Here is a 19,520-nt window from a genome sequence, read left to right as displayed (position 1 = left end):
TCGCAACGCTGCGATAGCGTCGAGTCAACGAGGTCGGCCTAACGGGGTTGGCCGAAAGACCAAGGAGATACCCATGGCGAACATGAACGTCACCTACGGCGACATGACCAGCGCGGCGGGCCGCCTGACCAGCGGCAAGGACGACCTCATCTCGAAGCTCCACGAACTGCAGACGCTGGTCAACCAGCTCGTCAGCGACGGCTTCGTGACCGACTCCGCCTCCGGTGCGTTCCACGACTCGTACACGCAGTTCACCACGGGCACCACGAACGCGGTCAACGGTCTCGACGGAATGTCCACGTTCCTGACCAAGGCGGCCGACGCGCTGCAGCAGACCGACTCGTCGCTGGCATCCAGCATCGGCGGCCACTAGTCGTCGCCCCGGTTCCGTCAAGGGGCCGGGAAGAACACGAGAGCCGGGAAGCGGGCCGGGGGGATCCGCTCCCCGGCTCTCGTTCTGCCTCCGCGTCCGCGACACCGATGCCGTGCACGCTATCGTGTCGATGCACGAGACGAAGAGAGCCGAAGTGACCCGGAACGAGTCGTATGTCTGACCCCGGCGACGCCGCGAACGCGTCGGGCGAAGCCTGGCGCGAGGCGGGGCATCCGTCGCAGGCCGAACCCGTCCCTGAGGGCGTCAACCTGCTCCACACGCCCGAACGCCGCGAGGCGCGCCGCCACACTGATCGGCGGCGCTACGCCATCGGCCCTTTCGGGCAGACCTGGCTATGGACGCTCGGCGTCGTCCTGTCGGTCGCCGGCCTCTACAAGGTCATCGCCGGTCCTGCGCTGCTGGCGTCATTGCCGACGACGACGGGCACCGTGACGGGATGGGTCACGATTCCCGCCCGCACCATCACCTACGCTCCGAAGGTGATGTACGAGGTCGCCGGTCACACCTATCGCTTCATCGCCGGCACGACGGTCAACACCCTGACGGATGCGCCCACGAGCGTCGCGATCAGCTACGTTCCGTTCGATCCCTCGGTGGCGGCATGGAACGGTGGCGGCTGGTGGACGCCGTTCAGCGACGTCTACCTGATGGTCGTTCTCATCCTCGGCCTCATTCTGCTGAGCGTCGCCGTCTACCAGCGGCGCATTCGCGACTACTGGAACCCGACGGCGCAGCCGAGTCCCTCGGCCGTCCGGTGGATGCTCGGTCTCGGGGTCGTCGGTGTCGTCGCCGGGGGAGCGTGGCTCATCGCCGGCTACGCGGCCCCCGCGTCGTGGTTCATTCCGCCGAATCCGAACGCGATCGCCGCGGTGATCACGGCCTTCGGCATGGCATTGCTCGTGTCGGGTGCGCGACACCGCCGCGCGGAGTCGGTCAGCTCAGCGCGGGCATGACCTCCCGCTCGAACAGCTCCACTCCCGAGAGGTCGTACGCGAACTCCGGGAAGTAATGGATGCTGTACCCCAGCCCATGCTCGGCCCGCACGCTCAGACGCTCCACGACCTGCTCGGGCGTGCCGAAGGCATCCGAGGCGAGGTACTCCTGCTCGATCTTCGCGGTGCGCTCGTCGCCGAGGTGCGGGCGCAGGCGGGCGAGCACCGCGTCGAGCCGTTCGCGGGCATCCTTCTCGGTCTCGCCCACGATGGTGTTGAAGTTGGACGACTGGGTGATCTCGTCGGGGTTGCGACCGAGGTCGGCGCAGTGGGCGCGCAGCACGTCGCGCTTGTGGTCGAACTCGTCGAGGGTGCCCGTGAAGTTCGTGTAGTCGGCGTAGGTCGCGGCGATCTTCAGCGTGACCTTCTCGCCTCCGCCGGCGACCCAGATGGGGATGCCGCCTTGCTGCACCGGAAGCGGCCGCACGATCGCGCCGTCCACGTCGTACTGGCGCCCGTGCAGAGTGGCGGTGCCGGTCGTCCACGCCTGCTTCATGATGTCCACGCCTTCGCGGAGCATCCGCAGCCGCTCGGGTACCTGCGGGAAGCCGTACCCGTATGCCCGCCATTCGTGCTCGTACCAGCCGCCGCCGATGCCCATCTCGAGGCGTCCGCCCGAGACGTGGTCGACGGTGGCGGCGACCTTGGCGAGGTACGCCGGGTTGCGGTAGCCCATGCACGTGCACATCTGGCCGAGGCGGATGCGTGTGGTCGAGGCCGCGAACGCACTCATCAGGGTCCAGGTCTCGTGCGTCGCTTCCTCGCTCGGCACCGGCGTGGTGTGGAAGTGGTCGTAGACCCACAGCGACTCCCACGGCGCGGATGCCGCGGTGCCGTTGGATGCCGCAGCGCCGTCGAGCCGCTGAGCCAGTGCCCGCATGGTCGGCCACTGCTCGGCCGGGTCGATGCCGACGAGATCGAACCGCCAGCCTTGAGGAAGGAAAGTTCCGAAGCGCATGGCCACCACGTTAGCGAGTGCCCGCGCTCGTGGTGCGGCTCGTTTCGCGGTAGAGGTGTCTCGCGCTCCGCGGTCGTGGTGCGGCTCGCTCGCTACCCCACGCCTCGGACCGCCCCCTCCTCGAACACCGCGCCCTTCTCGAACGCCGCGCCCTTCTCGAACGCCGCGCCCTCCTCGAACGCCGCGGCGGTCGCGATCGCGTCGAAGAACTGCAGCATCACGTTCGCGATCTCGCCGAGCTGCGTCGTCATGCTCGCCAGCACGATCTGCTTCGTGCCGGGCACCGCGTACCAGTAGTCCGCACGCAGCCGCCGGAACGTGAGCTCCTGGCCGTCGTCAGCCGTGGCCACGTCGACGAGTCGATGCACCACGCGAAGGATGGCCGACCCCTCCACCTCCAGTCGCGTCGCGTCCTCGATGCCCTCCAGCTCGAGCTCGGTGAAGCTCTCGAGCAGCGTGGTGATCACGGCATCCGGCCGCGTACCGACGGTGGGCGTCATCCGCAGGCCGTTCGGCGCGTGGATCGTGATGGCGACCGGAACGGGCAGCCCGGAGATCTCATGGCAGAGGAAGACGCGCTGCGCCTGCGCCTCGCGGGCTGCGCTCAGCACACCGGCGAAATGCTCACGCACCTGCCGGCGGGCCTCGGCCGCCTCGTCGGCGGCACCGACGAGCTCGCGGGCGACGCGCTTCAACTGTGCGTCCACGTTGGCACCTTCACGGGGATCGAGCGACACCCACTGACCGGGAAGGCGGAGCATGAGCTGCGGAAGCGTGGCGGCCGGCGGTGCCGTCACCACGCGCGGTGTCGTCGCCTCATCCGGGATGCAGTCCGCCTCATCCGGAACGGCGCCCGTCACTTCTCCGCTGCAATCCGCTGGATGTCGGCGGGCGTCAGCGCGACGATCGTGCCGGGCGTGTAGTCGAGCCCGAGGCCGGTGAAGACGGCGCGCGGTATCTTCAGCTCCGGATCCGTCGAGCGCAGGTCGGGGTAGTCCGACGGCCTGCCCGGAATGACGAAGAACGAGACGTCGTGCTTCGCCGCGCTGGTTCCCGCGATGGCATCGGTGGCGGACCGGATCGCGGTCGCGATCGACTGCTCCGACTTGTCCGGGATGAAGAGTGTGACGAGCGTCTTCGTATTCCACGGCGCACCGGGGTGCGACACCTGCACGGTCGCCGCCTGCACACCGTTCGCCGATTCGATGCGCGACGTGACGGCCGAGGTGTCGATGGACGAGCATCCGGCCAGAGCCAGCAGTCCCGTGAGCGCGCCAGCCACCATGATCCCCCTGATCGTCTTCTTCATCATCGTGCGTACCTGTCGGTGTAGACCTGCTCGTAGGTGCCGTCGGCGTCGTTCGCGAAGAAGATCTCGTCGTCGTTGCGCACGGCCGGTGCCGTGGCATCCGCGCCCTGTTCGTACATTGTGCCGTCGTGGATGCGCGCGTCGGTGAACCAGTGAGTCTGCCAGTTCGCGCGGGGCGCGGTGTCGCCCGGTCCGAGTCCGAGGAATTCGAGGTGATGTACGGGGTCGACAGTGTTGTCGAACTGGGTGACGTCGACGCTCGAGCGGATGTCGCTGCGGTACTTGTCGATCGCGCTTCCCGCCGTGACGACGGAGGTCACCCGATCGGCGTACTGCGGGTTGGTCGCCATCGCGCCGGCCATCATGCCGCCGAGGCTCCAGCCGGTGAACATGATGGGAGCGTCGCTATGGTCGACGCCGGCGCGGTGCATGGCATCCAACACGGCCTTCTCGTACTCGCCCTGGAGACCCGGGAACATCGACAACGCGATGTCGGTGCTGAGGTCGTTGACGCCGCCGGCGTTGAACGGGCTCCAGTACTGCGTGCTGGGCAGCTGCACGCGCCACGACACGACGTTGCCATCGGCGTCGGTGATGGCGACGACGGCGATATCGGTGGCGTTCTTGCTGGTACCGGTGGAGTCCTGGCCGACGACCTGCCCGATGAGGTCGCCGTAGGTCTGGGCCACGTCGTCGCCGCGCCGCTCGGTCACGTTGGTGTGGCCGTCGGCTCCGCCGCCGAGGTGGGTCGGTTTGCCGAGCCACTCCTGCACGAGCACCTTCACCAGGAGCGCACCGACGGCGAGCTCGGCGAGCAGGGCGGCGACGGTCGCCAACGGCCCGAGCAGCGTGAGCACCACGCCGAGCACGGTGAAGACGAGCACGAGCTCCAACACGAAGATCAGCTCATGCATGAGCGTGTGGAGCGCTTTCTGTATGACGTCGACGATCGTGCCGACGACATCCGTCACCCACTTCGCGACGGCGGCGAGAGCCTTGACGACCTCGTCGAACTTCTGGTGCAGGTTGTCGAACCAGCTGTCCTTCTCGGCGCCGATGACGTTCTCGATCGCCGCGATCGCCCGGTCTGCGGCGTCGTCCCAGTTGCTGTCGTCGGTCTGCAGCGCGGTGATCGCGTCGTGCACGTTCGAGGTGGCGTTCTGCACGCGCTGCTGCGCATCGCGAAGGTCGTGGTGCGCTTTGTCGACGGCATCGGATGTCCCACCGCCGTACGTCTGCGTCCTCACGTCGGTCACCGCGTCGTCCACCGCGGCCTGCGCGGTCTCGGCCGACGCCGAGTCGCTCACCAGCTGGTCGATGTGGGTGCGGGCGCTGCGCTGGATCGGCTGCAGGTCGATCGCGTAGGTCTGGAGCGCGCTCGCCGTGCCCTGGTACCGGGAGTGCGCGACGGTGAGGTGGGTCGCGACATCCGTCGCCTTGCCGCGTAACGCGTCGACGGCGTCGCTGGCGGAGCCTTCGGTGAGGCTGTGCAGCGCGGCGGCGGCCTCGGAGATGGCGTTTGCGGTCTTCTGGAGCGTCGCAGCCTTGGTCTCGAGAGCGGCTGGGTCGCCCTGCAGCAGGTAGTCCCAGGCCTCGCGGATCGTCTGCTCGCTCACGGTTGCGGGTCCTGAAGCGATTGCGCCAGGCCCTGGTCCACCTCGGCGAACGTGTCGTGGATGGCCTGCAGTCCGTCGAGCACCGTCTGCATGCTCTGCACGAGCTTGCCGCGGTGGTAGTCCCAGTTGTCGGCGAAGTCGCGCACCTGGCCGGCGACCCGCGGGTTGCCGGTGAGGTCGGCGAGTTCGTGAGCGCTCAGGTGGGCGTTCTCGAACGCGGTGGTCGCGCTGCTCAGCCGGCTGCGCGCGGTCGCCAGCCCGTCGAGGTCGATCGCGAGGTCGCTCACCGGGTGCACTCCCGCCGGGGAAGGGATGCGGCGATGCTCGTCATGCGTCGTCCTCTCGCTCGGCACGCTGGCGCGTAAGCATCACCGTACTGGGTGGTCTACGGCGGGGCCATGGGGATGACTCCCCATCGTGGTCGCGACGCGTGCCAGCGGCGCCGTCTGCTCCGCCCCTACCGCACCCACCCCGGCGAGGTTTGTCGCGACACGCGGCATCGGGTAAGCTGATTCGGGTGTGCGCTCTATGCGCGCTTGAACCGTGCCCGTCGGCCGACGCGAGTCGATGGCGGTCAGGGAACCGGCTCGATGAGAAACCACACTGTTCCGGGGACTTTGCATTCGCTGGTCACCCCCACGGCATACCCACCATTCAACGAGGCCGCTGCTCTGCGGCATCCGGTGGGTCGCGATGTGAAAAGAATCATCAACGCTGTCACCGTGCAGCACAACAAGGAGAAACAGTGCCAACAATTCAGCAGTTGGTCCGCAAGGGCCGCACGCCGAAGGTCACGAAGACCAAGGCGCCGGCCCTGAAGGCCAACCCGCAGCAGCGCGGTGTGTGCACCCGTGTGTACACCACCACGCCCAAGAAGCCGAACTCGGCGCTCCGCAAGGTCGCCCGTGTCAAGCTCTCCAACGGCACCGAGGTGACCGCGTACATCCCGGGTGAGGGCCACAACCTGCAGGAGCACTCGATGGTGCTCGTGCGCGGCGGTCGTGTGAAGGACCTGCCCGGTGTGCGCTACAAGATCATCCGCGGTGCGCTCGACACCCAGGCAGTGAAGAACCGTCAGCAGGCTCGCAGCCGTTACGGCGCCAAGAAGGAGAAGAAGTAATGCCTCGTAAGGGCCCGGCTCCCAAGCGCCCCGTCGTCGCAGACCCCGTCTACGGCGCCCCCGTCGTCAGCCAGCTGGTGAACAAGATCCTGAAGGACGGCAAGAAGTCCCTCGCCGAGAGCATCGTCTACGACGCGCTCGAGGGTGTTGCCGCCAAGAACGGCCAGGACGCGGTCGCCACGCTCAAGAAGGCGCTCGACAACGTGCGCCCGACCATCGAGGTCAAGAGCCGCCGCGTCGGTGGTTCGACCTATCAGGTGCCCGTCGAGGTCAAGCCGCACCGCGCGAACACGCTCGCGCTGCGCTGGCTGACCAGCTACGCCAAGGCCCGCCGTGAGCGCACGATGACCGAGCGTCTCATGAACGAGATCCTGGATGCCTCGAACGGCCTCGGCGCCGCCGTCAAGCGTCGCGAAGACACGCACAAGATGGCCGAGTCGAACCGCGCGTTCGCTCACTACCGCTGGTAGAAGCCGCAGTCCGCTAGGTCGGCACCCCGCGGTCGCAGGCTGCAAGGTGCCGGTACCGTGCGGCACCTGTCGTACGGAACAATCGCAGCCTTTTTCGGGTTGTAACAGTCGGACGCGCGAGGCGGCTGGAACCCATACCCCGCCCCGCGCGCCGGCCGTCCGGCGCGGCAATCACACCAAATCTTTCTTTCTCCGAAAGGAATTCCCCGTGGCACAAGACGTGCTCACCGACCTGAACAAGGTCCGCAACATCGGCATCATGGCGCACATCGATGCCGGTAAGACCACCACGACCGAGCGCATCCTGTTCTACACGGGCGTCAACCACAAGATCGGCGAGACGCACGACGGTGCCTCGACCACCGACTGGATGGAGCAGGAGAAGGAGCGCGGCATCACGATCACGTCCGCCGCGGTCACCTGTTTCTGGAACAAGAACCAGATCAACATCATCGACACCCCCGGTCACGTGGACTTCACCGTCGAGGTGGAGCGCAGCCTGCGCATCCTCGACGGCGCCGTCGCCGTGTTCGACGGCAAGGAGGGCGTGGAGCCCCAGTCCGAGACCGTGTGGCGTCAGGCCGACAAGTACAACGTGCCGCGCATCTGCTTCGTCAACAAGATGGACAAGCTCGGCGCGGACTTCTACTTCACGGTCGACACCATCGTGAACCGCCTCGGCGCGAAGCCGCTCGTGCTGCAGCTGCCGATCGGTTCCGAGAGCGACTTCGTCGGCGTCGTGGATCTCATCGAGATGCGCGCGCTGGTGTGGCCGGGCGACGCCAAGGGTGATGTCACCATGGGCGCGCACTACGAGATCGAGGAGATCCCCGCCGACCTGAAGGAGAAGGCGGAGGAGTACCGCAACGCGCTCCTCGAGGCCGTCGCCGAGACGAGCGACGAGCTGCTGGAGAAGTTCTTCGGCGGCGAAGAGATCTCGGTCCCCGAGATCAAGGCTGCGATCCGCAAGCTCACGGTCAACAACGAGATCTACCCGGTGCTGTGCGGCTCGGCGTTCAAGAACCGCGGCGTGCAGCCGATGCTCGACGCTGTCGTGGACTTCCTGCCCAGCCCGCTCGACGTGCCGGCCGTTCAGGGCCACGACGTTCGCGATCCGGAGAAGGTGCTGGAGCGTCACGCGGATGCCGGTGAGCCGTTCTCCGCGCTCGTCTCGAAGATCGCGGTGCACCCCTTCTTCGGTCGTCTGACCTACATCCGCGTCTACTCGGGTCACCTCGACTCCGGCGCGCAGGTCATCAACTCGACCAAGCAGAAGAAGGAGCGCATCGGAAAGATCTTCCAGATGCACGCCAACAAGGAGATCCCGGTGGGATCGGTCACGGCCGGCCACATCTACGCCGTGATCGGCCTCAAGGACACCACCACCGGTGACACGCTGTGCGACCCGCACGAGCAGATCGTGCTCGAGTCCATGACGTTCCCGGAGCCGGTGCTGAAGGTCGCGATCGAGCCGAAGACCAAGCAGGACCAGGAGAAGCTGGGAACGGCCATCCAGAAGCTCGCCGAAGAGGACCCGACGTTCCGCGTCGAGCTCGATCAGGAGACCGGCCAGACCGTCATCGGCGGTATGGGCGAGCTGCACCTGGACATCCTCGTCGACCGCATGAAGCGCGAGTTCAAGGTCGAGGCGAACGTCGGCAAGCCGCAGGTGGCGTACCGCGAGACCATCCGCAAGACGGTCGAGAAGCTGGACTACACCCACAAGAAGCAGACCGGTGGTTCCGGCCAGTTCGCGAAGGTGCAGATCGCGCTGACCCCGCTGGAGATCACGGCCGAGACGACGTACGAGTTCGAGAACAAGGTCACGGGTGGCCGCGTTCCGCGCGAGTACATCCCGTCGGTCGATGCGGGCATCCAGGATGCCATGCAGGTCGGCGTTCTCGCCGGCTACCCGACCGTGGGTGTCAAGGCGACGCTCCTCGACGGTGCCTACCACGAGGTGGACTCCTCCGAGATGGCGTTCAAGATCGCCGGTTCCATGGCGTACAAGGAGGCCGCGCGCAAGGCGAGCCCCGTGCTCCTCGAGCCGCTCATGGCCGTCGAGGTGCGCACGCCCGAGGAGTACATGGGCGACGTCATCGGCGACCTGAACTCCCGCCGTGGCCAGATTCAGGCCATGGAGGATGCCCAGGGCGTCAAGGTCGTGCGCGCGCACGTCCCGCTGTCGGAGATGTTCGGCTACATCGGTGACCTTCGTTCGAAGACCTCCGGTCGTGCCGTCTACTCCATGTCGTTCGAGAGCTACGCGGAGGTCCCGAAGGCTGTGGCCGACGAGATCATCCAGAAGGCCAAGGGCGAGTAGTACGACTGAGGCCCTTCGACGAGCCCTGCTCCCTGAGCGAGCGAAGCGAGTCGAAGGGCCGAAGCCGGCCGAGTTGCCCACAGGGTTCAACCCGGCCGAAAGATCCCGTAACATATAACAGATCCCCGTAGAATGTCCGGTCGGTGAATGCCGCCCGCAGCTTCTACATGAGAGTCCTGAGGAGGACCCACAGTGGCTAAGGCCAAGTTCGAGCGGACTAAGCCGCACGTCAACATCGGAACGATCGGTCACGTTGACCACGGCAAGACGACCCTGACCGCGGCGATCTCGAAGGTGCTCGCCGAGAAGTACCCGTCAGATGTGAACGTCATGCGCGACTTCTCGTCGATCGACTCCGCTCCTGAGGAGCGTCAGCGCGGCATCACGATCAACATCTCGCACGTCGAGTACGAGACGCCGAAGCGCCACTACGCGCACGTGGATGCCCCGGGTCACGCGGACTACATCAAGAACATGATCACCGGTGCCGCTCAGATGGACGGCGCGATCCTCGTGGTCGCGGCGACCGACGGTCCGATGGCTCAGACCCGTGAGCACGTTCTGCTCGCCAAGCAGGTCGGCGTTCCCTACCTGCTCGTCGCGCTGAACAAGGCCGACATGGTCGACGACGAGGAGATCCTGGAGCTCGTCGAGCTCGAGGTTCGCGAGCTGCTCTCCAGCCAGAACTTCGACGGCGACAACGCGCCGGTCGTGCGCGTCTCCGGCTTGAAGGCTCTCGAGGGCGACGAGAAGTGGACGCAGTCCGTCCTCGACCTCATGGATGCCGTCGACGACTCCATTCCGGACCCGGTGCGTGACAAGGACAAGCCGTTCCTGATGCCGATCGAGGACGTCTTCACGATCACCGGTCGTGGAACCGTCGTCACCGGTCGTGCCGAGCGCGGCACGCTGAAGATCAACTCCGAGGTCGAGATCGTCGGCATCCGCCCGACGCAGAAGACCACGGTGACCGGCATCGAGATGTTCCACAAGCAGCTCGACGAGGCGTGGGCCGGTGAGAACTGTGGTCTGCTGCTTCGCGGTACCAAGCGTGAAGACGTGGAGCGCGGCCAGGTCGTGGCCCAGCCGGGTTCGGTGACGCCGCACACCCAGTTCGAGGGCACCGCGTACATCCTGTCCAAGGACGAGGGTGGCCGCCACAACCCGTTCTACGCGAACTACCGTCCGCAGTTCTACTTCCGCACCACCGACGTCACCGGCGTCATCTCGCTGCCCGAGGGCACCGAGATGGTCATGCCGGGTGACACCACCGACATGACGGTCGAGCTGATCCAGCCCATCGCCATGGAGGAGGGTCTCGGGTTCGCGATCCGCGAGGGTGGCCGCACGGTCGGCGCCGGTACGGTGACCAAGATCATCAAGTAGCTTCACGCTGCTTCGAGGGGCGCTGCTGCTGTCGTAACAGCCGCCCTATCGATCTCGAGAGGGGTCGGGCCGTCAGGCCCGGCCCCTCTTTCGGTGTGCGCTGCTGGGGTCGGGCCGTCAGGTCCGGCCCCTCTTTCGGTGTGTGCTGCTGGGGTTGGGCCGTCAGGTCCGGCCTCTCTTTCGGTGTGTGCTGCTGGGGTCGGGCCGTCAGGTCCGGCCCCTCTTTCGGTGCATGCTGCCGGAAGATCCCTCCGGCGCTCCGCTGTCACTTATGGCGGGTTCGCGCGGGGCGACTGCATCGACATTTGTGACAGCGGAGGGTGACGGTCGCCGAGCGTCGCCCCGCGGCGGCGCCGACGGCACGGAGCGCGGCGTGGTCACGGGAGGGGGAGTGCGGCAGTCTTGCCGACCGGCCACTCACGGCGGGTTGTTCATCGGGTTTGATGCCGGCCAACTCTCAGAGAGCGCATGAGTGATGCTCAGCTGTCATCTGGTTGAATTGCCCCATGTCCGGTCCGGCCGCCGCCCCTGCGCGCATGACGAAGCGCACGAGGCGGCGCATCATCGGGTGGTCGATCGTCGGCGTGGTCGTGCTGCTGCTCGCGTGCGCTGCGTGGGTGGCCGTCCGTGGGCTCCAGGCCAAGTCCGAACTCGAAGCGGCACTGCCGCTCGTGGACCGGGTCCAGTCGCAGATCGCGTCCGGTGATTCGCACGGTGCCGCGGCCACGGCTCGCACGTTGGCGCAACATCTCCACGTCGCACGCGACGACACCAGCGACCCGATCTGGCGGGCGGCGGAGATCACGCCGTTCGTCGGCTCGAACCTCACCGCGGTCCGTAAACTGGCCGAGTCCGCCTCCGACGTGGCGGACCACGCGGTCACACCCCTGACGCGGCTCGCCGGCACGATCGACCTGAAGAGCTTCACGCCGGTGGACGGCAGGGTGCCGCTGAAGCCGCTCCAGAAGGCGGCGCCCACTCTGACGAGCGCGAACACCGCGCTGCAGTCGGGTCTCGACACGGTGCGAAGCATCGACACCTCGAGCACGATCGGCGTGATCACCGACGCCGTGGACAAACTGACGTCCGCTCTCGAGAAGGCGGGGTCGGTGACCGACGCCGCGAGCCGTGCCGCCCGGCTCCTGCCCGGGATGCTGGGCGCGAACGGGCCGCGCGACTACGTGCTGGTCATCCAGAACAACGCGGAGGCGCGGTCGACCGGAGGGATCGTCGGAGCGCTCGCCCTGTTGCGGGCGCAAGACGGACGGATCTCGCTGGTGAGTCAGGCATCCGCGTCAGACTTTCCGCAGTTCACCAGCCCTGTGCGGCCCTTGTCGACAGCGACGAAGAAGCTGTACGGCGAGATCACGGGCGAATGGGTGCAAGACACGACGCTCACACCCGACTTCGCCACGTCGGGCGCGCTGGTGCGCGCGATGTGGGAAAAGCGATACGGAACGAAGGTGGACGGCGTGCTGTCCATGGACCCCGTCGCGTTGAGCTACCTGCTGAACGCGACAGGACCTGTCGACCTCGGCGATGGTGAACAGCTCACCAGCGAGAACGCCGTGAACGTGCTGTTGAGCGAGTCCTACGCGCGATTCAACCAGCCGAAGGAACAGGATGCCTTCTTCGCGGGGACTGCAGCAGCCGTCTTCGACAAGGTCGCGAGCGGGCAGTTCGATTCAGGCGCGATGCTCGCGGCGCTGACGCGGGCGAGCGAGGAGCGCCGCGTGCTCGTCTGGAGTGCGCACAAGCACGAGCCGTCGATCCTCGGTGGGACCACCTTGGCCGGCTCGCTTCCGGAGAGCTCGGGCGCCGAATCGCGATTCGGTGTCTACCTGAACGACGCGACCGGCGCGAAAATGGACTATTACCTGCACACCAGCATCGGACTGCAGAGTGCGAAGTGTCGCGCCGACGGCAGGGTGAACTATCTGGTGCGCGTCACGCTCTCGAGCGACGCACCCGCTGACGCCGCGACCTCACTGCCTTGGTACGTCACGGGTGCAGGGCTCTCGGGCGTGCCGGCCGGCGACACGCACACCACGGTCGCCGTGTACGCACCCCGGGGCTTCGTGGCGATCGGAGCGGCAAGCGGTGGCAAGGATGTCGTCGTCCAGCGCGCCACAGACCAGGGCCGCGCCGTCGCGCAGCTGCTGGTCAAGCTGACGCCGGGCCAGAGCGCGACATACGATTTCCAATTCCTGTCGGCACCGCTGTCAGATGGATCGCCCGGCTCGCCGCACGTGCAGTCGACCCCGGGGGTTTGGGCGACCGCGGTGCGGCGTGTTTCCTTCGGATGCTCCGACGTGCTGGGTTGACCGTGGGGTTCTGGAGCCTGGGGATAAGCGCCCTCTGACATCACACCCGATCGGGGGTGTGCGAGCGGCGGCTTGGTGAGGATAAACTGAGGTTTACCCGAAATTGCCTTCCAAACCCGAAAAGGTAGGCTCACCAATGAAACGCCGTATTCTGGCGTGCCTCGGCGGTCTCGGAGTGGTGGCTGCGGTCACTCTCTCCGCTCCACTCGCTGCGGCAGCCGATAGTTACGTTCCCGTAGACCCCTGCGAGACATCCTGCAGCAACGCCCCGGTCAGCGTGCCCGATGGAGGACTGGCCGACACGGGCAGCACGATATCGTGGCCTCTCATCGGTCTCGCCGGCGCTGCCGTCGTCGTAGGCGGAGGTGCGGTCGTCGTCACACGGCGACGCGCTCACCGCTCGAACTGACCAGCTCCCGTCCACGTCCGTTGGGCTGAGCGGGCTCGGCACAGGATTCGCTCCCATGCCGAGCCGTGGTGCCTCCGCACCCATTTTCTGGATGTCCCCACTTGGGGGATGCCCACAATTAGGGACATGAGAAATCCTCAGTACTCAATAGACTTCACTTAGTTGAGGCTTGCTCGTCTTTCCCGAGGGCTCCCCGAAAGCCCAGACGGGCAAGTCTCACTGCTCGTACCCGCTTACCCGAGGCGGAGGTGTGAAGTGCCTTCATCGAGCCTGGCGGCGCACAAACCCGAATTGTGCGCCGCCTCGATGAGCCGCAATGCGCGGCGCAGTCCTGTCATGAGCGTGAACCATGACTGAGCTGCACGACCGGTCGGTCGCTGTCGGCCGGCCCACGTTCGCGACCCACTCGACGAGCCGCTCCTCCCAGTTGTCGGCGGAGCAGCGCTGGAGTCGTGCATACCGCAGTCGCCTGGTGATGAGCGACGCGTTCATCGTCACGGCGTCGGTGGCCGCCGCTTTCGTTCTGAGGTTCGGATTCAAGAGCGACGACCTCGGCGGCCTCGATGAGCTGTACTGGCTCATCACGTTGGCCGTCGTCGCCACGTGGCTGATATTGCTGTCCGCATTCCGCACGCGCGATCCGCGCGTGATCGGTGTCGGGTTCACCGAGTATCGGAGGGTCGTCAGCGCGAGTGCCTTCGCCTTCGGATCCCTGGCCATTGTCTTTTTGGTGGGCAAGGTCGAGATCGCGCGAGGGTTCTTCGTGCTGACGCTCCCGATCGGTGTCGCCGCGTTGACGATCAGTCGGTGGCTGTGGCGGCAGTGGTTGTCCAAGCAGCGCGCGAATGGACGGTATCTCTCCCGAGCGCTCGTGGGCGGCTCCGCCTCCGACGTCGCCTATGTGATCGACCAGCTCCAGCGGAACAGCGGGGCGACCTACCACGTCGTCGGAGCCGCGATCGCCGATGCGGCCGAGGTCGACAGCTCACAGGACCTGGGCGCGCCCGTCGTCGCAGAGCTCTCCAACCTCGCGATGGCGGCCGCGAATCTGCATGTCGACACGGTGATCCTTGCGGGACAGCCCAGCGACGACCGCGGATTCGTGAGGGACCTGAGCTGGAAGCTCGAGGGTGCGGCGACCGACCTGGTCCTGGCAGCGGGACTCACCGACGTCGCCGGCCCGCGCATCCACTTTCGTCCGGTCGAGGGCCTCCCGCTGATCCATGTCGAGATCCCGCAGTTCGATGGCACGAAGCACGTGCTCAAGCGCGCATTGGACATCGTGCTTTCCGGCATTGCACTCGTCGTGCTGTCGCCGCTCTTCCTCGTACTCGCCCTGCTCGTCAGGATGGACAGCGCCGGTGGCGCATTCTTCTCGCAGCAACGTGTCGGCCGCAATGGCAACACGTTCACGATGCACAAGTTCCGCAGCATGGTGACATCGTCGGAAAGCGACCTGTCTCAGCTCGTCGCGGCCAACGAGGGAGCCGGGCTGCTCTTCAAGATGAAGTCCGATCCCCGCGTCACGCGCATCGGCCGCATCCTCCGCAAGTACTCCCTCGACGAACTGCCGCAACTCTGGAACGTCTTCGTCGGTGACATGAGCCTGGTGGGACCGAGGCCTCCGCTGCCGCGCGAGGTCGCGGCCTACGAGCACCACGTGCATCGGAGGCTGTTCATCAAGCCCGGTCTGACGGGTATGTGGCAGATCAACGGTCGTAGCGATCTGAGCTGGGATGAGAGTGTGCGGCTCGACCTCTACTACGTCGAGAACTGGTCGTTGATGGGAGACCTCATCATCCTGTGGCGCACGGTGAAGGTGCTCGTGAACCCCGTCGGGGCGTACTAGGGCCGCAGCCGCAGCCGCGTCCCGCCCGCCGTCTGTTCCGGCGCGCACGCGCCGGCAACGGCAGGGCGCGCGCTGGCAACAGTAGGGCGCCTCGAAGCGGATCGGTCATGGATCCGCGCACGCGATAATGATGCGGTGAGCGGAGTCGACGACGGCAAGAACGGGCGAGCCCGCGACGCGGTCACGACCGAACCAGCTCCCGGCGGATCCGTCGTGACGGCCTCTCGTGGGACGCCCTCCGCTGATGCCTCTGCGGATGAGGCGGACCGCACGCACGTCGCGACGTCGACGACGGTGATGCGGGTATGCATCCTCTTCGGGCTCTTCGGTGTTGTCTATGCGGCGTTCGTCCTCGCACCGGAGGGGCAGCGGCTCGATGCCGGTTCGTTCAGGATGCTCTCCTCGCTCAGCGGTCCCTTCGGGGCGGCCGCGTCCGTGTTCCGGCAGGCGATGCCGTTCGTGCTGGCGGCGGTCGTCCTGATTCTGGGAGTGATCGCGCTGTTGAGAGGGCGTTGGCGCGACACCGTCAGTTCAGCGGCGTTGGTCGCAGCGGCTCTCTTGGTTGCTGAGGGGCTCAAGTTCCTGCTCCCGCGTCCGGGCGTGGGCGACGTCGTCGGCATCGTCGGCAACAGTTACCCCAGCGGGCACGTCGCCGTGGCACTGGCGCTCGCCCTCGTCACCGTCATCCTGTCGCCGTCCGACGGATGGCACATCTGGCTCGCCTGGGGGAGTGGCACCGTGGTGATCGGCGTCGCGGTGTGCTCGGTCCTCTCCGAGGCGCATCGTCCGAGTGATGTGATCGGCTCTGCACTCCTCGTCGGATGCGTCGTACAAGCCGTCTTCTGGCGACGAGTCGCGATGGTCGACTCGCGTCCGGTGCTGGCGCGGACCTTCGTCTGCTGTGCCGGGCTCGGTGCGGTCCTTGTCGCTGCGGCGGCGGCGCTGGCGGGCTCGGGGGAGCGGGCAGGATCTCTGGCCGCGGGCATCCCGGGCTGGCTGCTGCTGTGCGCCGCTCCGGCAGCCTACGCCGTCATGCTGGCGCCCACCGGGCCGCTCGTGCCCGCGCTTCGCCGAGGCCCGAGCGCTCGAAGTTGAATCGAGATGTCGAAGGCGGGAGCGCTCCCGACGGATGTCTTCCCCTGGTCGCCGTCGATCACCGCGAGCCCGCGGGCTCTACCGCGTTCTCGCGCCGGGTGGCGGCGATGGCGTCGAGGCGGTCTCCGATGATCCTCATCGCCTCGTCCTGACCGGAGCTGACACGCAAGGAGTGGTCGGCGTTCTTGGCGTGGAGCACCCGGAACCGATCGGAAGACCACAGCGACCGGCCCCACGTCGCGCTCCACAGGCGAGGCGGGCGCACATCCAGAGAATCGTCGTCGCCGGCGATCAGCGTCACGTCTCCGCCCCGTCTCACTGCGTGCCTCAGCGTCCACAGGGAAGCGCGTCGCGGATCGAGAACGCTCCAGGCACGCCCGATAACCTGCGCGATTCGACGGTGGCGCACAGCGAGGTTCTCCAGCGAACGGGCGCGTCGGTGGAACACCGACCACTCGCGGGGCGTCGAGGATCCGGCACGAATCGTGAACGGGACGTTGATCGCCACGGCTTCCCGAAGCGCGTCGCGCTGCAACGCCTCCAGAGCGCTCGCCCCTGAGGAGCAGAGACCCACACCGACGACGTCGGGACGGGGTAGCGCGGACAGCTCAGCAGCAAGCTCCGGCACGTCCTGCAGCCAGTATGCGTCGCAGACGCGGTCGATCTGCTGCCCAGGATGCAGCCCGCTGTCGCCGGCGCCCGAATGATCCGCACGAAGGGAGCGGAAGCCCTGTCCGGCCCCACGGCGGGCCAACGTCAGCCAGCTTCGACCTTCGCCGACGTGCCTCTCCGCGGCGATGTTCAGATACAACACGACAGGCAACCGCGAATCCGTGGTGGGGGATGCCGTCTGCATCGCGAACAGGATGCCGTCGCGTCCGAAGAAGCCGGCAGACTCCTCGAGATCGACACCGGCCTCCACCCACCGCGCGGTCGGCTGCGTCTCCACCGAGACGGCCGTGGTGGTGCGAGGAGTCGTCGTCGTCAGCTCTTCGACCACCCGATACAGGCCGGCCTGGGGCACGGCGGCGCTGATCGTCGGGACGTCGAGAAGATTCGCCTGATCATCGACCTCCGCCCATTCGACGTTCTCGCCGGCGACCGCCTTCTCCAGGCGCGCATCCTTCTTGCGATCATTGCGTGTCAGAACGAGCATCCGTTCCGCCACGGGCGTCTCCGCCGAACGGATGGACAACGACCGCACGTCCGCAGCGGCCTCTGGCGTGAAGCGGTATGAAGGCGTCTCGACCCAGCCTTCGGGCGCGCGGTCCACGTCCGCGATCCAGGCCGCGTGGACCATCTGCCATTCTCGGAGGAAGGCCCGCCCCATCGCTACCGGATCCCACAGCACGAGGTGCTCGATCGTGGTGGACGACCTTGCGAGCGCCGTATGGGCGAGGGTCGCACCGAGCCGCATGCCGACCACGCTCACGCGGTCGACTCCGCAGGCGCGGACGGCATCGAGGGCGTGGTCGACGGAGGCCAGCCACGCCTGCGCGCGATCGTCGTCCTCGAACGATCCCGCGCTGTCACCCGTGCCGTCGTAGTCGAATCGGAGCGTCAGGAACCCTTCCTGCGCGAGCCGCTGAGACAGCATCCGGAACGTCCGATATGCCATGTTGCCCTCTTCGGCGAGTGGCTGGCACAGCACCACCCCACCGCGGACCTGCGTGTCTTCGGGATAGACGAACCAGCCGAACAGCGGACGTTCGGCCGGGCCGAACCACGTGGGCGCCTCGACGATCCCGTCGTGACGCAGCTCGACGCGCTCACCCATGAGCGGACCCGTTACGCGCCGCAACCGATGGTCGGCGGGAGGGGCCGGCACACTCTCTCAACAGCATTCCCTTCCACGTGTCCGACGAACGCGCCGTCCATTCTGCTGTCCGTGTCGGATCCGCACTGCGGTGTTCACGGCTCCCCGATAGGTTATGTCTTCCTCAGGAACCGCACACAATCCGCTCATCGAGCTGAAGGGCACACCGAAAAGGAGCAGGTCACCGCACTCACCTCGCCGTGACGACGACCCGATCGTAGAACTCTTGTCGAATCCGACTCGCCGAGGCGTGATCGGGTGCCGCGCCGAGGATTGCAGCGATGAACCCCGGCGTTCCGGTGCGCCAGCTGAACTCCTCGCCGGCTCGTAGCCCGGGGATCACTCGCTCGACACCCGGGATGTCCGCCACAGTGTCGAGCCCGTCCACGGCGACGATCGTCCGTGCGTCCGCATCGGGCTGGATCTCGAACAGAAAACCCACGTCGACCGGCCGGGGGAGATCGTCGAACGTCACCTGCTCGCCGATCGCCACTCGCATCGCCAACTGCACGACGTCGACTCCCAACGCACGCTGCATGAGGTCGCGGATGGCGCCGCCACCGGCGACGCCGTTGACCTCGATGATGACAGGCCCGTCATCGGTCAGCTTCACCTCGACGTGCAATGGACCGTCCTCCACACCGAGCGCTCGAGCCGCGTCGATCGCGGCGGCGATCGCCTTCTCGCGGACGTCTGACGAGAGGCCGGCAGGGAAGAGATACCCGGTCTCGCGGAACGGCGGAGCCAACGGCGGCCGTCCCGTTACGCCGAGCAGGCTGATCGTGCCCGCACTGGCCATGAGCTCGACCGACACGTAGGGCGCGGTTCCGGCGCTTGTCTGTGCGTCGGTGGGGTCCGGGATGTAACTCTCCACGAGCATCCGTCCCCGCGTGACGTTCGCCAGCGCCGTAGCGAGCTCATCGGCGGAACGGATCGCTTCGACGTCTTGGCTGGCGTGGCCCTGACGGGGTTTGAGCACGAGCGGAAAGCCGGCTTCGCGTGCCACAGCGTCGAGCGCGGAAGTGTCGAGCGCGGAGGCGTCGACGAGCTCGTCGGCATCCCAGAAGCCCGGAGTCGGGAGCCCGTGATCTCGCAGTGCCTGACGCTGCGCGAGCTTGTCCGTGAGGCGGTGCGCGGTCTCCGGGGTGAATGATCGCAGACCGAGTGCCTGTGCCAGTTCGGCCGCCCAGACGAGGTAGCTGTCGTTGAAACAGATCACTCCTTCGGGAGCGTGTTGTCCCAGCACGGCGGCGGCTTCGGCGGCAGGGAGCGAAGAGACGTCGACGACGTCGCCGAGGCCGCGCAGCATGCGCAGCACCGCGCGCGGCAGTTCGCGCGCATCCGGGAGAACCCAGAGAAGGGATGCCACGCCCTCGGCGGCTTCGGCGAGCAGGAGCGGCGGGTCCTCGGTGTTGAATCCGCTGTAGACGAAAGCGAGCCGCGGGAGCGCTGCGGGCAT

General features: G+C 66.9%; 17 protein-coding genes. 10 read left to right on the top strand and 7 right to left on the bottom strand.

Translation table 11 applies throughout. From position 1 onward, the window contains the following. Positions 1-73 precede the first annotated feature (73 nt). Positions 74-373, top strand: a complete 300-nt coding sequence (locus tag H623_RS0110920) for a WXG100 family type VII secretion target (protein WP_022900974.1) — start codon at positions 74-76, stop codon at positions 371-373. A 173-nt stretch (positions 374-546) separates the two neighbouring features. After that, the gene (locus tag H623_RS0110915) at positions 547-1,347 is read left to right on the top strand and encodes a hypothetical protein (RefSeq protein WP_022900973.1); all 801 of its coding nucleotides are present in this window, start codon (positions 547-549) and stop codon (positions 1,345-1,347) included. Here the strand turns inward: H623_RS0110915 and H623_RS0110910 are convergent. From H623_RS0110910 to H623_RS0110890, 5 genes are all read right to left on the bottom strand, one after another. Continuing rightward, complete coding sequence (locus H623_RS0110910; RefSeq protein ID WP_026940231.1) at positions 1,328-2,344, bottom strand: LLM class F420-dependent oxidoreductase; 1,017 nt, start codon at positions 2,342-2,344, stop codon at positions 1,328-1,330. The two genes, H623_RS0110915 and H623_RS0110910, sit on opposite strands and share 20 nt — an antisense overlap. Before the next feature lie 92 nt (positions 2,345-2,436). Beyond that, complete coding sequence (locus tag H623_RS19295; RefSeq protein ID WP_022900971.1) at positions 2,437-3,204, bottom strand: hypothetical protein; 768 nt, start codon at positions 3,202-3,204, stop codon at positions 2,437-2,439. Further along, a complete protein-coding gene (locus H623_RS0110900) occupies positions 3,201-3,656 on the bottom strand; it encodes a hypothetical protein (RefSeq protein WP_033371796.1) in 456 nt (151 codons plus the stop codon). Before H623_RS0110900 ends, H623_RS19295 begins: the two co-directional genes overlap by 4 nt. Further along, the gene (locus H623_RS0110895; RefSeq protein ID WP_022900969.1) at positions 3,653-5,269 is read right to left on the bottom strand and encodes a hypothetical protein; all 1,617 of its coding nucleotides are present in this window, start codon (positions 5,267-5,269) and stop codon (positions 3,653-3,655) included. The genes H623_RS0110900 and H623_RS0110895 overlap by 4 nt, the downstream gene beginning before the upstream one ends. Next, on the bottom strand, positions 5,266-5,622 hold the full coding sequence (locus H623_RS0110890) for a hypothetical protein (protein ID WP_245558977.1): 357 nt from the start codon (positions 5,620-5,622) through the stop codon (positions 5,266-5,268). The genes H623_RS0110895 and H623_RS0110890 overlap by 4 nt, the downstream gene beginning before the upstream one ends. A 392-nt stretch (positions 5,623-6,014) precedes the next feature. Between H623_RS0110890 and rpsL the strand changes: the two genes are divergently transcribed. From rpsL to H623_RS21080, 8 genes are all read left to right on the top strand, one after another. Further along, positions 6,015-6,389, top strand: a complete 375-nt coding sequence (gene rpsL, locus H623_RS0110885; protein ID WP_022900967.1) for a 30S ribosomal protein S12 — start codon at positions 6,015-6,017, stop codon at positions 6,387-6,389. After that, entirely contained in the window at positions 6,389-6,859 is a 471-nt protein-coding gene (rpsG, locus tag H623_RS0110880) for a 30S ribosomal protein S7 (RefSeq protein WP_022900966.1), read from the top strand. The genes rpsL and rpsG overlap by 1 nt, the downstream gene beginning before the upstream one ends. 208 nt (positions 6,860-7,067) lie before the next feature. Then, positions 7,068-9,182, top strand: coding sequence for an elongation factor G (fusA, locus tag H623_RS0110875; protein WP_022900965.1), 2,115 nt, complete (start codon positions 7,068-7,070; stop codon positions 9,180-9,182). Between the two features lie 192 nt (positions 9,183-9,374). Continuing rightward, entirely contained in the window at positions 9,375-10,568 is a 1,194-nt protein-coding gene (gene tuf, locus H623_RS0110870; RefSeq protein WP_022900964.1) for an elongation factor Tu, read from the top strand. Between the two features lie 506 nt (positions 10,569-11,074). Beyond that, positions 11,075-12,892 carry a DUF4012 domain-containing protein gene (locus H623_RS0110865; protein ID WP_022900963.1) on the top strand — a complete coding sequence of 606 codons (1,818 nt, stop codon included), beginning with the start codon at positions 11,075-11,077 and terminating at the stop codon, positions 12,890-12,892. A gap of 136 nt (positions 12,893-13,028) precedes the next feature. Further along, positions 13,029-13,301 (top strand): LPXTG cell wall anchor domain-containing protein, encoded by a 273-nt coding sequence (locus H623_RS22375; RefSeq protein WP_033371794.1) that lies wholly within the window; start codon positions 13,029-13,031, stop codon positions 13,299-13,301. Positions 13,302-13,650: 349 nt separating this feature from the next. Next, positions 13,651-15,150 carry a sugar transferase gene (locus H623_RS19285; RefSeq protein ID WP_022900962.1) on the top strand — a complete coding sequence of 500 codons (1,500 nt, stop codon included), beginning with the start codon at positions 13,651-13,653 and terminating at the stop codon, positions 15,148-15,150. A gap of 135 nt (positions 15,151-15,285) precedes the next feature. After that, positions 15,286-16,245: a phosphatase PAP2 family protein gene (locus H623_RS21080; RefSeq protein ID WP_022900961.1), complete on the top strand. Its 960-nt coding sequence runs from the start codon at positions 15,286-15,288 to the stop codon at positions 16,243-16,245. 58 nt (positions 16,246-16,303) lie between these two features. On the opposite strand, the gene H623_RS0110850 is transcribed toward H623_RS21080, so the two are convergent. Next, a complete protein-coding gene (locus H623_RS0110850; RefSeq protein WP_022900960.1) occupies positions 16,304-18,022 on the bottom strand; it encodes an alpha/beta hydrolase family protein in 1,719 nt (572 codons plus the stop codon). Between the two features lie 229 nt (positions 18,023-18,251). Further along, a complete protein-coding gene (locus H623_RS0110845; protein WP_022900959.1) occupies positions 18,252-19,520 on the bottom strand; it encodes an ATP-grasp domain-containing protein in 1,269 nt (422 codons plus the stop codon).

Origin of the sequence: Humibacter albus DSM 18994 (assembly GCF_000421825.1) — a bacterium.
GTDB lineage: Bacteria > Actinomycetota > Actinomycetes > Actinomycetales > Microbacteriaceae > Humibacter > Humibacter albus.
This window is presented reverse-complemented; position numbering and strand designations above follow the sequence as displayed.

Coding starts and splice junctions, on each gene's coding strand:
- H623_RS0110865 (WP_022900963.1), top strand. CDS start 11,075: ATGTCCGGTCCGGCCGCCGCCCCTGCGCGCATGACGAAGCGCACGAGG.
- H623_RS0110910 (WP_026940231.1), bottom strand. CDS start 2,344: ATGCGCTTCGGAACTTTCCTTCCTCAAGGCTGGCGGTTCGATCTCGTC.
- rpsG (WP_022900966.1), top strand. CDS start 6,389: ATGCCTCGTAAGGGCCCGGCTCCCAAGCGCCCCGTCGTCGCAGACCCC.
- H623_RS0110915 (WP_022900973.1), top strand. CDS start 547: ATGTCTGACCCCGGCGACGCCGCGAACGCGTCGGGCGAAGCCTGGCGC.
- H623_RS0110900 (WP_033371796.1), bottom strand. CDS start 3,656: ATGATGAAGAAGACGATCAGGGGGATCATGGTGGCTGGCGCGCTCACG.
- H623_RS19285 (WP_022900962.1), top strand. CDS start 13,651: ATGACTGAGCTGCACGACCGGTCGGTCGCTGTCGGCCGGCCCACGTTC.
- H623_RS0110850 (WP_022900960.1), bottom strand. CDS start 18,022: ATGGGTGAGCGCGTCGAGCTGCGTCACGACGGGATCGTCGAGGCGCCC.
- H623_RS0110845 (WP_022900959.1), bottom strand. CDS start 19,520: ATGCCCGCAGCGCTCCCGCGGCTCGCTTTCGTCTACAGCGGATTCAAC.
- H623_RS0110920 (WP_022900974.1), top strand. CDS start 74: ATGGCGAACATGAACGTCACCTACGGCGACATGACCAGCGCGGCGGGC.
- H623_RS22375 (WP_033371794.1), top strand. CDS start 13,029: ATGAAACGCCGTATTCTGGCGTGCCTCGGCGGTCTCGGAGTGGTGGCT.